The 14,679-nt window shown below is 58.3% G+C and carries 13 protein-coding genes; 3 read left to right on the top strand and 10 right to left on the bottom strand.

Going from position 1 to position 14,679, the window contains the following annotated elements:
- Positions 1 to 6: 6 nt before the first annotated feature.
- From AC1DFB_RS10380 to AC1DFB_RS10405, 6 genes are all read right to left on the bottom strand, one after another.
- On the bottom strand, positions 7 to 1,143 hold the full coding sequence (locus AC1DFB_RS10380; protein ID WP_170397111.1) for an MFS transporter: 1,137 nt from the start codon (positions 1,141 to 1,143) through the stop codon (positions 7 to 9).
- Between the two features lie 69 nt (positions 1,144 to 1,212).
- Positions 1,213 to 2,490, bottom strand: coding sequence for a DUF3422 family protein (locus AC1DFB_RS10385; protein ID WP_170404096.1), 1,278 nt, complete (start codon positions 2,488 to 2,490; stop codon positions 1,213 to 1,215).
- Positions 2,491 to 2,597: 107 nt separating this feature from the next.
- Positions 2,598 to 2,954, bottom strand: coding sequence for a VOC family protein (locus AC1DFB_RS10390; RefSeq protein ID WP_170397115.1), 357 nt, complete (start codon positions 2,952 to 2,954; stop codon positions 2,598 to 2,600).
- A 159-nt stretch (positions 2,955 to 3,113) separates the two neighbouring features.
- Positions 3,114 to 4,568 (bottom strand): NAD(P)(+) transhydrogenase (Re/Si-specific) subunit beta, encoded by a 1,455-nt coding sequence (locus AC1DFB_RS10395; RefSeq protein ID WP_170397117.1) that lies wholly within the window; start codon positions 4,566 to 4,568, stop codon positions 3,114 to 3,116.
- A 13-nt stretch (positions 4,569 to 4,581) separates the two neighbouring features.
- Positions 4,582 to 6,153, bottom strand: coding sequence for a Re/Si-specific NAD(P)(+) transhydrogenase subunit alpha (locus tag AC1DFB_RS10400; RefSeq protein ID WP_170397119.1), 1,572 nt, complete (start codon positions 6,151 to 6,153; stop codon positions 4,582 to 4,584).
- A 132-nt stretch (positions 6,154 to 6,285) separates the two neighbouring features.
- A complete protein-coding gene (locus AC1DFB_RS10405) occupies positions 6,286 to 6,735 on the bottom strand; it encodes a methyltransferase family protein (RefSeq protein ID WP_480921208.1) in 450 nt (149 codons plus the stop codon).
- 196 nt (positions 6,736 to 6,931) lie between these two features.
- Between AC1DFB_RS10405 and kynU the strand changes: the two genes are divergently transcribed.
- Positions 6,932 to 8,125: a kynureninase gene (kynU, locus tag AC1DFB_RS10410; protein ID WP_170404780.1), complete on the top strand. Its 1,194-nt coding sequence runs from the start codon at positions 6,932 to 6,934 to the stop codon at positions 8,123 to 8,125.
- Here the strand turns inward: kynU and AC1DFB_RS10415 are convergent.
- Positions 8,118 to 8,696 (bottom strand): TetR/AcrR family transcriptional regulator, encoded by a 579-nt coding sequence (locus tag AC1DFB_RS10415; RefSeq protein WP_170404105.1) that lies wholly within the window; start codon positions 8,694 to 8,696, stop codon positions 8,118 to 8,120. The genes kynU and AC1DFB_RS10415 overlap by 8 nt on opposite strands.
- A gap of 99 nt (positions 8,697 to 8,795) precedes the next feature.
- Between AC1DFB_RS10415 and AC1DFB_RS10420 the strand changes: the two genes are divergently transcribed.
- On the top strand, positions 8,796 to 9,260 hold the full coding sequence (locus AC1DFB_RS10420) for a (2Fe-2S)-binding protein (protein WP_170404110.1): 465 nt from the start codon (positions 8,796 to 8,798) through the stop codon (positions 9,258 to 9,260).
- A gap of 3 nt (positions 9,261 to 9,263) precedes the next feature.
- On the top strand, positions 9,264 to 11,504 hold the full coding sequence (locus tag AC1DFB_RS10425) for a xanthine dehydrogenase family protein molybdopterin-binding subunit (RefSeq protein ID WP_480921209.1): 2,241 nt from the start codon (positions 9,264 to 9,266) through the stop codon (positions 11,502 to 11,504).
- Between the two features lie 164 nt (positions 11,505 to 11,668).
- On the opposite strand, the gene AC1DFB_RS10430 is transcribed toward AC1DFB_RS10425, so the two are convergent.
- From AC1DFB_RS10430 to AC1DFB_RS10440, 3 genes are all read right to left on the bottom strand, one after another.
- On the bottom strand, positions 11,669 to 12,931 hold the full coding sequence (locus AC1DFB_RS10430; RefSeq protein ID WP_480921210.1) for an autotransporter outer membrane beta-barrel domain-containing protein: 1,263 nt from the start codon (positions 12,929 to 12,931) through the stop codon (positions 11,669 to 11,671).
- Between the two features lie 403 nt (positions 12,932 to 13,334).
- Positions 13,335 to 14,114, bottom strand: a complete 780-nt coding sequence (locus tag AC1DFB_RS10435) for a gamma-glutamyl-gamma-aminobutyrate hydrolase family protein (RefSeq protein WP_170397133.1) — start codon at positions 14,112 to 14,114, stop codon at positions 13,335 to 13,337.
- A 134-nt stretch (positions 14,115 to 14,248) separates the two neighbouring features.
- Positions 14,249 to 14,674 (bottom strand): heme-binding protein, encoded by a 426-nt coding sequence (locus AC1DFB_RS10440; protein ID WP_170397135.1) that lies wholly within the window; start codon positions 14,672 to 14,674, stop codon positions 14,249 to 14,251.
- Positions 14,675 to 14,679: the final 5 nt, after the last annotated feature.

Genomic DNA, 14,679 nt, shown 5'->3' on the forward strand with positions numbered 1-14,679 from the left:
GCGAACTTAGTCGGCGCGCTTCAGCGCGCCGGCCAATACGATGATAAGAACGGCCAGCGGTAAAAGAACTGCAAAGGCAAATCTCAGCGTCATCAACTCGGCCAGAAATCCGATCAGAGGCGGCCCGATCAACAACCCTCCGTATCCCAATGTCGCGACGCTTGCGATCGCCTGTCCGGGCGGGACATGCGGGTCGTTGGCCGCACGGCTAAAGGCCAGAGGCATGATTACCGCATAGCCCACTCCCATCAGAGCAAAACCTGCCAAAGCCAATCCTGCCCCTCCCGCCGATACCACGCCAAACACGCCCAGCGCGGCGCAAACGCCGCCAAATCGTGCTGTTGCAACAGGCCCGAAACGCGCGATCACCACCCCGCCCGCAAGCCGGAACGCAACCATCGTGACCGAGAAGACCGCATAGCCTAACGCCGCGATACTCTCAGCCGCACCGGTGACATCGCGCAGGAAGATCGCACTCCAATCCGCAACAGCCCCTTCGCCCAAAGCGCCGCACAGCGCTGTGAAACCCACAAGGATCAGGGCACCCGATGGCAAGGCGAACACCGATCCAGGTTTCGAAGCCGATCGTTTCGAAGTCCAGCGTACCCAAGACAAAACAAGCGCAAGCGCGACGACAACGCCACCTGCTAGCAGAAAATGTTGCAACACCGACAGCCCCATCTGCACGGCACCGTATCCGCTGAGCGCCCCCAGCCCGGCTCCAAGGCTCCACATCGCGTGAAAGGACGACATGACCGGCTTGTCATAGGCCTGTTCGACCTCTGCCGCCCAGGCGTTCATCGCAACATCCATCGAGCCATGGAAGGCTCCGAATACAAACAGAAACGCCGCAAGCGACCAGAACCCGCCGGCGAGAGCCAAAAGGATCAGGGAAAAGGTGTAGAGAACCGCGATCACCCGCGTGATCGCCACCGCCCCAAACTTGTCCGTCAAACGGCCCGTGATCGGAAACGAACAAACGGCCCCTGCTGCCATGAACAGCAAACCAAGCCCTAGCGCCTCGTGCGTCAGATCCAGCCTGTCCCGAACCGCAGGTATGCGCGATGCCCAGATGCCGAACAGCGCACCGTTCAGGATAAACATGGCGGCCACAGCCCGCCACGCCGCAACAATACCGATCACAGGGAATCCTCATAAAATCTGCCAAACGCCACCCGTTCTACAGATCATTCGTCGCCCGGCATAGACCGCTTATTCAATTCGCTTCCGGATCTGGCGCACCCCGAACCAAACGGCAAGGATGACAGGCACGGTCACAATTGCCGTCAGCATCCCTTTGCTAATCCCGGCCTGCGTCAGTGGGTAGAGCAAGTAGCTGACCAGAGACACCGCATAGTAGCTGATCGCCACCACAGATAATCCCTCGACTGTGTGCTGCAATCTAAGGGCCAGATCAGCACGCCGGTCCATGCTTTCCAGCAGAGCCTGATTTTGAGCGCTGCGTTCGACATCGACACGGGTACGCAACAGGTCGCCGGCGCGAATAGCCCTGTCGGACAAGGCCTGCAAACGTCGCTCGGTTGATTTCACCGTCCGCATCGCGGGGTCATAACGACGCATCATGAAATCGGCAAAACTCTGACGTCCATTGAATCTTTGTTCACGCAACACTTCGATGCGCTGATTGACAATCGCCTCATAGGCGCCCGTTGCGCCGAACCGAAAAGAACACCGTGCCGAAAGTGTCTCAAGCTCGATCGAGGTAGACAGAAGATCCGGCAACAATTCGTCTGGGTGCGCTGTTTCGTCGGACATCTGCCCCATCAGGCGGGTCAATTGACCATCCAGTTCGCCGATGCGCGGCATCAATTGCTTGACCCTCGCAAATCCCAGCATCGACATTGCCTTGTAGGTTTCAATCTCGCACAGCCGCTGAACGATCCGCCCGGTCCGACGCCGCCCGGTGCCTTTCTTGACAAACATCGCAAGGCGCATATGCCCCGCCGGATCAATTCGGAAATCACAAGCGCAGATCGCGGCATCATCCAGCACCCGCGCCACTGCTAGGCTTTCCGGCTCGAACCACTGAGCCAACGAAGCCTTTGCCGCCTCATCCCCCTCGTACTCGACGACGCGAATTAAGGCCGATGTCACGCGCTGCCCCGGGCTCGCCATCAACCAGTCTGGAGGAAACACCTCAAAGTCTGCCGGATTGAATGCACGTTCACTGACGTTCGGAGTGATCGCGGTATAGGTCACAAACTCGGTGTGTTGTTCCCATTTCAGCCAATGACGCCCGATCTGACCCGCGTAGTGAGTGGCTTCTGGCTGAGGGTGCTGCGCGCCGTGGCGATCCAGCAGATTGATCAGGTGGGCCATATCCTCGCCACGATCGCGCGTAACCGCTTCTTTGGGCTTCTTGATCGCCAGAAACACAACCGTGCTGGGCAAGGGTGCAACCGGAAATGGGCGTGCATGCAGTTCATTGGCCAGCGTATAGCGAAGCGGATGATTGTCTATGGGCGTCATGTAAGGCTCCGGTGTATCACCGGCACTATAAGGCAGACCGACACAACATCAATTGTTTATTTATTTCAATTACTTACAAGGATACAATGGTATACAATCCCGCTATCTTATTGATTCGGCTCCCATAGCTCGATGGGATTGCCTTCAGGATCGTGGATGCGGGCGAATTTCCCGACCTCGCTGTCCCACTTCGGGTTCGTCTCGACGGTGATTCCGGCGTTCTGTAGTTGGTCGATCAACGCGCTCAGGTCATCAACACGAAAATTGATCATCCATTGCTGCTCGGAGCGGCCGAAATACTCGGTGTCCTGCGCAAAGGGTGCGAACACCGTATATCCTTCCCGCTGCTTCCAGGGCACAGGATCGTAGTGATTGACCCCCAAATGCTTCTCATACCAAGCACTCAACGCCTGCGGATCACGGGCCCGAAAGAATATCCCGCCAATTCCATTTACCTTCTGCATGGTCTGCCTCCTACTATCCCGAGCACTCGCCAAGTTTAACACAGCCCGCTTGCTTCATATGGCTAAAAAATCTTGAGGGGGTTGGAGGCAAGCCCCCATCTCATCGCAAAAGAAAAGGGCGCCCTCAGGCGCCCTTTGCAATCAGATTGTCCCTTCTGATCAATCGATCATGGGCAACAGCTTGTCGAGCGAAGCCTTGGCGTCGCCATAGAACATGCGGGTGTTCTCCTTGAAGAACAGCGGGTTCTCGATGCCCGAATAGCCGGTGCCCTGACCACGCTTGGATACAAACACCTGCTTGGCTTTCCAGCATTCCAACACCGGCATCCCGGCGATGGGGCTGTTCGGGTCTTCCTGCGCCGCAGGGTTCACGATATCGTTCGAGCCAATCACGATGGCCACATCCGTATCCGGGAAGTCGTCGTTGATCTCGTCCATCTCCAGAACAATGTCATACGGCACCTTCGCCTCGGCCAGCAGCACGTTCATGTGGCCCGGCAGACGACCGGCAACGGGGTGGATCGCAAAGCGCACGTTCTTGCCCTTGGCGCGCAGCTTGCGAACCAGCTCGGACACCGATTGCTGCGCCTGCGCCACGGCCATGCCATAGCCGGGGATGATGACGATACTATCTGCATCATTCAGCGCCGCCGCGACACCATCTGCCTCGATGGCGATCTGTTCACCCTCAACAGCCATCTGTTCGCCCTGCGGGCCACCAAAGCCGCCCAGAATTACGCTGACAAAGTGACGGTTCATCGCCTTACACATGATGTAGGACAGGATCGCACCAGACGAGCCCACCAATGCACCAACCACGATCAGCAGGTCGTTGCCTAGCGAGAAGCCGATGGCCGCAGCCGCCCAACCCGAATAGCTGTTCAGCATCGACACAACCACCGGCATGTCGGCCCCGCCGATGCCCATGATCAGGTGATAGCCGATGAACAGCGCTGCCAGCGTCATCAGGAACAGCGGGAAGAAACCGCCCGAATTGGTGTACCAGATCAGGCAGATGAACGACAAAGCAGCCGCACCCGCGTTCAGAGCATGACCGCCCGGAAGCTTGGTCGCCGCCGAGGTCACCTTGCCCGCCAACTTGCCATAAGCCACGACCGATCCAGTAAAGGTGATCGCACCGATGAAGATACCGAGGAACAGCTCAACATGCAGGATCGCCAGTTCGGCCGCGGTCTTCTTCGCGATCAGCTTGGCGAACGCCCCCAGATCGGACAGGTCCGCCTGAGACGCGCTGTCAGCAATCGCCATGACTTGCGCCACATTGCCGATCTCGAAATGGGCATTGAATCCCACGAACACAGCCGCGAGACCCACCAGCGAATGCATCGCGGCCACAAGCTGCGGCATCTCGGTCATCTGCACGCGTTGCGCCACGTACTGACCGATCAGACCGCCGCCCGCGATCAGCAGCAACGACAGCAGCCACAGGCCTGAACCCGGACCAACCAGCGTGGCAAAAACCGCCAGCGCCATACCAACAATGCCATACCAGACCGCCCGCTTGGCGCTTTCCTGGTTCGACAATCCACCCAGAGACAGGATGAAAAGGACAGCCGCAACGACATAGGCGGCAGTAGTGAAGCCAAATTCCATGTGCCCGGCCTCCTTAAGATTTCTGGAACATGGCGAGCATGCGCCGGGTTACGAGGAAGCCGCCGAAGATGTTGATTCCGGCCATGAAGACGCTAAGCGCTGCCAGCAGAATGACAAGGAAAGATCCCGATCCGATCTGCATTAAGGCCCCAACGATAATGATCGACGAGATCGCGTTGGTGATCGCCATCAGTGGTGTGTGCAGGCTGTGGCTCACATTCCAGATCACCTGGAAGCCCACAAAGATCGCCAGCACAAAGACGATGAAATGCTGCATGAAGCTGGCCGGAGCGATCAACCCCACCAGCAACATCAACGCACCGCCGACGCCCAGCAACGTGAACTGTTGCTTGGTCTGCGCTTTGAAGGCCGCGATTTCCTGCGCCCTTTTCTCTTCCGGTGTCAGTTCCTTGACCTCGGCCTTAGGCTGTGCCGCAATCGCCTGCACCTTGGGCGGCGGTGGCGGGAAGGTGATCTCGCCCTCATGGGTCACGGTCGCGCCACGGATCACGTCATCTTCCATGTCGTGATTGACCTTGCCGTCCTTCTCGGGTGTCAGGTCAGCCATCATGTGACGGATATTGGTCGCGTAAAGAGACGATGACTGCGCCGCCATCCGGCTGGGGAAGTCGGTATAGCCGATGATGGTCACGCCATTGTCGGTCACGATCTTCTCATCCGGCACCGTCAATTTACAGTTGCCGCCCTTTTCCGCTGCAAGGTCAACGATGACCGAACCCGGCTTCATGCTTTCGACCATATCTTTGGTCCAAAGCTCAGGTGCCTCACGGTTGGGGATCAGCGCCGTGGTGATGACGATGTCCATCTCGGGTGCCAGTTCCCGGAACTTGGCAAGCTGGGCGTTGCGGAATTCCTCCGACTGGACCGATGCGTAGCCACCAGTCGATGCACCGTCCTGCTGTTCTTCCTCAAAATCCAGATAGACGAACTCAGCCCCCATGGATTCGACCTGCTCGGCCACTTCGGGGCGCACGTCGAACGCATAGGTGATCGCACCCAGCGAGGTTGAGGTCCCAATCGCGGCCAGACCAGCCACACCAGCACCAACGATCAGCACCTTGGCAGGCGGCACCTTACCGGCCGCCGTCACCTGACCGGTGAAGAAACGGCCAAAGTTGTTGCCTGCCTCGATCACAGCACGGTACCCGGCGATATTGGCCATCGAAGACAGCGCGTCCATCTTCTGCGCGCGCGAGATTCGCGGGACCATCTCCATCGCGATCACGGTCGCGCCCTTGGATTTGGCGGCCTCCATCCCATCTTCATTCCCAGCCGGGTTAAAGAAGGAAATCAGGGTCTTATCCTTGGTCAGACGCTTCAGTTCGGTGGCATCGGGCTGACGCACCTTGGCAATAATATCCGCCGCCTTCCAAAGCGAGGCGGCGGTCTTCATGACCTCAACGCCTGCGGCTTCATAAGCGGCGTCCGAAAACCCCGCAGCAGCGCCTGCACCCTTTTCGATCAGGCACTCATAGCCCAGTTTCTGCAACTGCACAGCCGAGTCCGGAGTCATCGCGACCCGGTTCTCGCCCTTGTACGTTTCCTTTGGCGTCCCAATTTTCACCAGTCGGTTCCCCCTAATTTTTGATTCAGGCCAGGTGGGTGTTCAGCATAGAATGACAAGCAGACATGTATCCTGCGCAAGATTATTTCGCAAGCGCAGCAATTATGACGCTGTGTCATGATGACCACACCCTTATATCCAGCGCCGGGTCTTGCGTTCATACCGGGCGAAATCGGCGCGGAATGTGCGGCGCAGACGGTCTTCCTCGGGTATGATAAAGCGGCGTTCCAGCACCCAGACAAAAACCGGGATCAGCACCAGCGACAACACCGCGTCAAAACGCAGGATCAGCCCGGTCAGGATCAACACATCACCCACATAGATTGGATTGCGGCTGCGCTTGTAAATCCCAGTCTGCACCATGGTCGAGGGTGTTTCGTGCGGAAAGACCGTGGTTTTGTGCCGGCGGAACTCGATCACCGCCATCACGGCCAGAATGATACCGCCACCGATCAGTATGCCGCTGAGCAGATCTATCGCCGCCCCATCCAGAGACAACCCCAGCGGCAACACGCGGGCCTGGACCCAGGCGAGCAAGGCAAAGCCCACAAGCCAAACAGGTGGTATGTCGATCAGGCGCATGGCTGTCCCTTCACGCGGCGACACATGGTGGCAGATGTCGCTTCTGATCGCTCTCCTATCGTTTTCTGACCGCATTGGCAAAAGCGCAGGGTGTCGCATCGACCCAGGGCGCTGGACAACCCGCACCAATAGACAGACACAACGGGATCAGATAGCCAGTTACAACCTGACTGTTTCAGAAAGACAAAGCCTCGCCATGACCGATTTCGCCAAAACCAAATCCATGTTTCACCTGCCCGAGGGCGTTCTTTATCTCGACGGTAACTCTCTGGGCCCGTTGCCGAAATCAGCCGGTGACCGTGTCGGAAGCATGATGAAGGACGAATGGGGTCAGTTGCTGATCACCGGCTGGAACAAAGCCGGGTGGATGGGTATGCCGACCGGCCTGGGGGATCGGATCGGACGGCTGATCGGGGCAGAGCCCGGCAGCGTCGTGGTGGGCGACACTCTGTCGATCAAGGTTTATCAGGCGGTCGCCTCAGCGCTGGAACTGAACCCGACCCGCAAGCTGGTCCTGTCGGACAACGGCAACTTCCCGTCGGATCTTTACATGGCAGATGGGCTGTTGCGATCACTGGGGACGGATTACGAACTGCGCGTGGTCGATCCCGAAAACGTCGCTGCACATATCACCGAAGAGGTCGCCGTTCTGATGCTGACCGAGGTCGATTATCGTTCCGGCCGTATGCATGACATGAAGGCTTTGACCGAACTGGCCCACGCGAACGGTGTCGTGACCGTCTGGGACCTTGCCCATTCTGCGGGGGCAATCCCGGTCGATCTGTCCGGTTGCAACGCGGATTTCGCTGTTGGCTGCACTTATAAGTACCTCAATGGCGGTCCCGGTGCGCCAGCGTTCGTCTATGTCGCTCCGCGTCTGTCGGATCGCGTGCGCCCGGCGCTTTCGGGCTGGTTGGGGCATGAAGCCCCCTTTGCCTTCGATCTCGACTATCGCCCCGGCGCGGGAATCGAGAGGATGCGGGTCGGAACCCCTCCGGTCATTCAGATGGCAGCGCTGTCGGCAGCGATGGATATCTGGGACATGGCTGAAATGGCCGATGTGCGCGCCAAGTCAATCGAATTGACCGAATTGTTCATTACCCGGGTTGAGGCTACCTGCCCGGGATTGACACTCGCAAGCCCCCGCGATCCAGCCCAGCGCGGAAGTCAAGTATCGTTTCATTTTGATGAAGGATACGCTGCCATGCAGGCTTTGATCGCGCGTGGCGTGATCGGCGATTTCCGAGCGCCCGATATCATGCGGTTTGGCTTCACACCGCTATATGTCGATGAAGGGGATGTAGAACAGGCCGCCCAAATTCTGGCCGATATCATAACCAACAAGCTGTGGGACAAGCCGGAATACAAGATCCGTCAGCGCGTCACCTGACCTCAAGCGCCGCGCCCAAAAGCGTGGCCAATTGCGAGATACCCTGCTCAAACTCTTCAGCGCTGGAGGCTGTCATCTTGACACCCTTCAGCGATGTGGTGATTGTCTTTGCGGCCTCATCCGGGCCGACGGGCAAATGCGCACGACCCGCCGCATCCTCACGCCGCAACCAATCCGCGTAAAGACGGGTCAGTTTGGCCTCACCCTCTTGAACGATGTCTGTCGACATGGATTTGGTCGCGTCCAACATTTCAAGCCCATGGGGTGATGCCAAGATTTCAGCCATCCCACTGGATTGCACCTCGATCGCCCGCGCGAGAATCTCAGGCAAAGGACCTTCGTTGGCCAAGGCCTCGGTGACCAGGGTGACCTTCTCGCCATAATAGAACTGCGTCAGTTCGCGAACGATGGCCTCTTTATTCTTGAAATGAAGATAGACCGCAGGCCGGGACATCCCTGCCCCTTTGGCAATGTCATCCATCGAAGTTTTCTTAAACCCATAGGTCGCAAAGGCCTGAAATGCCGATTTCAGAATGGCCGCTGTCTTGGAATCTTCACTTACACTCGTCATGCGAGAACCTCTGACACTTCTTGTACATTTTGTCAATTGACAAGCTGACACTTTTCATTAATTATGTCAGAAACCAGCCAAAGCTAAGAGAGGTGCGCCATGACGACGGCCCTTAAGATCAACGGAAAGACCCATCAGGTTGATCTGCCTGATGATGTGCCCTTGTTATGGGTTCTGCGTGATGAGGTCGGACTAACCGGTACCAAATTCGGCTGTGGTGTGGCTGCCTGCGGCGCCTGCACCGTTCATATTGATGGTGAGGCCGTGCGGTCCTGCCAGGTAGCGCTCTCGGATGTTTGGGGTGATGTCACCACGATCGAGGGGCTTGGCACGCCTGACGCCATGGCAACGATCCAGAAGGCCTGGGTTGACCACCAAGTGGCCCAATGTGGTTACTGCCAGTCGGGCCAGATCATGCAGGCCGCATCGCTACTGGCTGAAAACCCGGCCCCAACGGACGAAGACATCGACGATGCGATGCAAGGCAACCTTTGCCGCTGTGGCACCTATCCTCGCATCCGCGCGGCCATCCACGATGCCGCTGCCAAGTTGAAGGAGGCTTGAGCCATGGGACGTATCGGTAAAATCGTTCGCCGCACATTCCTGATCGGATCTGCCGCCATCGTAGGTGGAGTGGCCTTCGGTGCCTACTACGTCACGCGTCCAGCTGCGAACCCGCTGAAACCGCGTGACGGGGAAACCGCGCTTAGCCCCTTTGTTCTGATCGACCAGCAGGGCGTGACCCTGTTCGCCCCCCGCGCTGAAATGGGTCAGGGCGTTATGACCACCTGGGCAGCACTGATCGCCGAGGAGCTGGATGTTGAGCTGGACGAAATCCGTGTGCTGCACGGACCTGCTGCTGCCGCCTATTACAACCATGCTCTTATGGGGGAAAGCCTGCCAGGCAAGGGCTATGACATCTCGGATTTCCAGCACAATCTGGGTGAGGCACTGGGTGTTCTGGGCAAAACGTTAAGCCTGCAGGTTACCGGCGGCTCAACCTCGATGAAAGACGGGTTCGAACGGATGCGGATGGCTGGCGCTACTGCGCGCGAAACCTTGAAGCAGGCTGCCGCGGACCAACTGGGGGTCGATCGCGATCAACTCATGACCGAAAATGGTGCTGTGGTTGCCCCGGATGGCACGCGCATTCCCTATAGCGAACTGGCCGAGGCCGCAGGCCAGATCGAACCGCCCGAGGTTTCCCTGCGTGATCCGTCCGAATGGCGTTTGCTCGGCAAATCCCTGCCCCGCGTCGACATTCCGGACAAATCCACCGGCACCGCCACCTTTGGCATCGACGTGCGCCCCGAGGGCCTGAAATTCGCCTCGGTCCGCATGAACCCCAAGCTGGGCGGGGCAATGAACGGCTTTGACGCCAGTGCTGCAGAAGCCATGCCCGGCGTTGAAAAGATCGTCGATCTGGGCACGGGCGTCGCGGTGATTGCCAACAACACTTGGCTTGCCATGCAGGCGGTCGAGGCGATTGACGTGGATTGGGGCGATGCCCCCTATCCGCCCGATACTGATGCGGTATTCGCGCAAATTGCCAAGGCGTTTGATGACGCCCCGAACTCGACCATGCGCGATGAAGGCGATGTCGAAACGCTTCCTGAAGGTGCCACCGAGATTACGGCAGAATATACCGTGCCCTATCTGGCCCACGCCACAATGGAACCGATGAACGCCACGGCGCTCTATACCAGTAACAAGCTGGACCTGTGGTGCGGCAATCAGGCCCCGACCCTGATCCAGATCCGCGCAGCCAACACCGCCGGTCTAGATACCGAAGCGGTTGAGATTCACACCACCTATCTGGGCGGCGGTTTCGGCCGCCGGGGCGAGTTGGATTTCGGCGAGATCGCCACAAAGGTCGCCATGGCCATTCCAGGCACCCCTGTGCAAACGACGTGGAGCCGCGAAGAGGATATGCGTCACGATTTCTACCGCCCCTGCGCGATGGCGCGCATGCGAGGGGCAGTGAAGGATGGCAAGGCAATTCTGATCGACGGCAAGGTCGCCTCGCAATCGCCGACCCATCAGGCGGTTGAACGTGTTACGGGTTTCTCAGGCGGTGGCCCCGACAAGGTTCTGGTCGAGGGATTTTTTAACCAGCCCTACGCGGTGCCCAACTATCGCATGAGCGGTCATGTCGCCGATCTGGCCGTACCGGTGGGCTTCTGGCGCTCGGTCGGCAACAGCCATAATGCCTTCTTCCACGAGACCTTCCTGGATGAAATGGCCAATGCCGCCGAGCGCGACCCACTGGAGTTCCGGCTGGAGCTGGCAAGGTCCGAGTTCGCCCCGGCTGCGGGGTGCCTGGAGGCCGTGAAAGAGATGTCAGGCTGGACCGGCAAAACCCCCGATGGTGTCGGACGTGGCGTGGCAATGGCCTACAGCTTTGGCACTCCGGTCGCACAGGTGATCGAAGTGGTTGACGATGACGGCACCATCCGCATCAACAAGGCCTGGATCGCCTGCGATGTCGGCTTGGCTTTGGATCCGGCGACGGTCGAGGCGCAGATGATCGGCGGCATGATCTACGGATTGTCTGCCGCCGCTCAAGAAGAAATCACCTTTGCCGATGGCGAGGTCGAACAGTATAATTTCCCGGATTATGATGCGTTAAGGATGCAAAGCACACCGATCACGGAAGTCCGGATACTCGAGACCAACAAACATCTGGGCGGTGTCGGTGAACCGGGGACACCGCCGTCGATGCCCGCTTTGGGCAACGCGCTGTTCGACCTGACCGGCCAACGCGCGCGCAGCTTGCCGCTGAACAAGCAGTTCGACTTGCTCGTATGATCAATTTGCGCCGACCCGGCTATGGGTCGGCGCTCGCTCTTTCTGATGGCCTTAGAAGTTGACAGAGAGAAAGATTGCAGCTTCCGTCGCTTCAAAATCACTTTCGAACATGTCGAGATATCCGATTGAAGCCTCCAGAAACACCGTCTTGCTTGTGCGTCCTCTCACACCCAAACGGGTTGACCAAACAACATCATTGTCAGTGTTTGCAACTGTTCCACCCCTAAGTTCTCGCGTTCAAACCAATAGGTCGCGCTGAGCGATGCATAAGGTGAGATGACGGAGCTGCCATTGAAGAACGGACGACTTACTTCGACCTCGGGCGTTAGGGCACTGTATTTTGCTTCTTGGATTTCACCAATAAACTCGGCTGGATTTCCCAGATACGTCCCGGTGAGATCGTAATCCTCGGCACTGTAATTATAGTAATCAAACGAGATCGACGGACGAATTAGGTAAGCTCCAGCCTCATATTGTCCGATTGCCTCGAGATTCGCGCGCCAACGGGTGCGATCAAAATCACCGCTCAGCTCCAGCACATCCACATCCGTGGAGAAGCGACCGACCGTGGCGAGACCGTTTAGAACCCACCTCTCAGACATCCGCCAGGCGAAATAGGGTCCGATCGCGAATCCCGAAGTATCCTGAGAAAACTGCCCCTGAAAGCCGTCCAGCTGGGTGTTTTCGTATTCAAGCTGCAAACCAAGCACGAGGTTTTCTTGGACAAGACGGTCGATTCCAATTTCGAAAAAGCTGTCGTTCACATCCAGTTCGCTGTTTCCACGGGTGTCTTCAATGTCTGTGTAGGTGAAATTGGTCCATACATTCCAAACAGATTCTGGCCCAAACTCGCGCCCCTCCGTCAGCGGAGGGCCGACAACCGGATCGCACAAGGCAGGGTCAAGCTTACCCGTCGCATCCGCCACGCAGGCTTGATCATCGCCCGAAGGTCGCCCACTTACGTAGAGCGGATTAACGGGTCGACCTGTCTCGCCTATGTTGCCAATTCCACCGCCCGACCCTCCGGAACCGCCACCAGAGCCACCACCAGAACCGCCACCAGAACCGCCACCAGAGCCACCACCGGATCCGCCACCAGAGCCACCACCGGATCCGCCCGAGCCGCCGCCACCGCCGAAGCCACCACCGGAACCGCCGCCTCCAAAGCCGCCCCCGCCTCCGAATCCGCCACCTGATCCACCCGAGCCGCCGCCACCGCCGAAGCCACCACCGGAACCGCCGCCGGATCCACCCGAGCCGCCTCCGTTTCCTCCCCCGCCGCCACCATTGCCACCACCCCAACCCGGCAGCGTCCAATCTCTTTTTTGGTTTTGCGTATCGATCAGACAGTCGCGCCCATTTGGTGCCCCTCCGCGTTTGAACAGACGATGAACGCCCCCTGATCCATTAGATACGAAGGGAGACAAGCTTAGATGAACTCCGGGCCGAGATCGGCTCCAGGTATCAACGGTCGTGTTGCCCTGTGCAGCTTCCAGACGAAAAGCACCGCTTTCCGTCTGCGATAACCACAATGAGGATGAAGAGTCAGGTGTTCGCCCGATGTAAAGCAGGTCTCCGGCCGAGCTGCATTGTTGCGCATGCCCAGCAGTTCCCAGGACCGCCAAAAAAAGTGCCGCAGGAACGAATTCTCTTAAACCGCGAGGGTACTTTCCTGAAAAGCTGTGCATGAACTGCTCCGAACCCAGTCAGATTTGAATATGGCCAAGGGTATCTCGGCGCAAATTCGCGGTTCAGGGAAGATATCCAATTATCTTTTTATTCGAATGTTGCCGGCAAACCTTAGAACGATCCATCGACAGATTAGCGTGACTAAGCAGACTGCCGGATCGCCCCGACCGTTTTCGCGTTTTTCCAATCGTATACGGCGCGACCAAATTCCTTGAACAATGGCCGCGAAACCGGGTCATTCGCCGCGTCCCATTCAGGGTGCCATTGGACCGAAAGGGTAAAGCCTGGGGCATCCTCGACATAGATCGCCTCAGGCGTGCCATCAGGCGCGTGGCCATCGATCACCACATTCTCGCCCAGCGTCTTGATCCCTTGTCCGTGTAACGTATTGGTCATAACTTCGGCCGCGCCCAGCAGGCGGTGGAACACACCACCTTCGGTTAGCGACACGACATGGCGCAGAGCAAACTTCTCCTCCAAAGTGCCGTCGGGTGGCATCCGGTGGTTCTGACGCCCCGGGAGGTCACGAATCTCAGGGTAGAGCGTACCACCCAAGGCGACGTTTACTTCTTGAAACCCGCGACAAATCCCAAAGAACGGCTGACCCCGCTCAGCACAAGCCCGGATTAAAGGCAGCGTGATTGCATCCCGCGCGCGGTCAAACTCACCATGCGCCTCGGTCGCGGGCTCGCCATATTCTTCGGGGTGAACGTTCGGACGGCCGCCGGTCAGCAGGAAGCCGTCGCAAACCTCGAGCAACTCATCAACCGCTACATAACGCGGGTCGGCGGGGATCAGTAGCGGCAGACAGTCAGACACGTTCGAGACCGCCTCGGAATTCATCGTTCCGCCCGCATGGGTCGGATACTGATCATTCATCAGATAAGAGTTGCCGATTATTCCAACGACGGGGCGCGCCATTCCAAGTCCCTTGTATCGCTCATTTCCTGCAAAACCTATCGGCAGGTTTGGCCGCGCGCAACGGCACAGACCCTGCATGGTAGCGCAAGCGCGTGTTCAGCGACGCACATCCCCGATGAAGTTCGGCGTAGGGGTCAGATCTCGCCCGTCAACCCAGCGGCTTCGATACCTGCCAACGCGGCCGCTGCGTCATTATCCGAAGTGTCGCCGGTTACACCCACGGCACCGATCACCGCGCCCTTGCGGTCACGCAGCAGCACACCGCCAGGAACCGGAACAACCTGACCGCCATAAACCCCGTTCACGGCCGCCATGAAATAGGCCTGCCCTTCGGCCCGCTGCATCTGCGCGGTCCCCGCCATACCCAGCATTACCGATCCGTAAGCCTTGCCATGTGCGATTGCAAAACGCCCCGGCGCGGCGCCATCTTCGCGTTCGAACGAGATCACGTGGCCTCCGGCGTCCAGGACAACAACCGAGAGCGGTTTCAGCTCCATCTCGCGCCCTTTTTCCAGAGCTTTACGAATGATGGTCCGCGCTTTGCGCAATGAAATGTTCATGCCCG

Source organism: Ruegeria sp. S84, assembly GCF_056583445.1.

Excerpts from the sequence above, each read along its gene's own strand:
- AC1DFB_RS10435 (WP_170397133.1), bottom strand. The coding sequence starts at position 14,114 with ATGGCGCGCCCCGTCGTTGGAATAATCGGCAACTCTTATCTGATGAAT.
- AC1DFB_RS10425 (WP_480921209.1), top strand. The coding sequence starts at position 9,264 with ATGGGACGTATCGGTAAAATCGTTCGCCGCACATTCCTGATCGGATCT.
- AC1DFB_RS10395 (WP_170397117.1), bottom strand. The coding sequence starts at position 4,568 with ATGGAATTTGGCTTCACTACTGCCGCCTATGTCGTTGCGGCTGTCCTT.
- AC1DFB_RS10405 (WP_480921208.1), bottom strand. The coding sequence starts at position 6,735 with ATGCGCCTGATCGACATACCACCTGTTTGGCTTGTGGGCTTTGCCTTG.
- AC1DFB_RS10440 (WP_170397135.1), bottom strand. The coding sequence starts at position 14,674 with ATGAACATTTCATTGCGCAAAGCGCGGACCATCATTCGTAAAGCTCTG.
- kynU (WP_170404780.1), top strand. The coding sequence starts at position 6,932 with ATGACCGATTTCGCCAAAACCAAATCCATGTTTCACCTGCCCGAGGGC.
- AC1DFB_RS10385 (WP_170404096.1), bottom strand. The coding sequence starts at position 2,490 with ATGACGCCCATAGACAATCATCCGCTTCGCTATACGCTGGCCAATGAA.
- AC1DFB_RS10415 (WP_170404105.1), bottom strand. The coding sequence starts at position 8,696 with ATGACGAGTGTAAGTGAAGATTCCAAGACAGCGGCCATTCTGAAATCG.
- AC1DFB_RS10390 (WP_170397115.1), bottom strand. The coding sequence starts at position 2,954 with ATGCAGAAGGTAAATGGAATTGGCGGGATATTCTTTCGGGCCCGTGAT.
- AC1DFB_RS10420 (WP_170404110.1), top strand. The coding sequence starts at position 8,796 with ATGACGACGGCCCTTAAGATCAACGGAAAGACCCATCAGGTTGATCTG.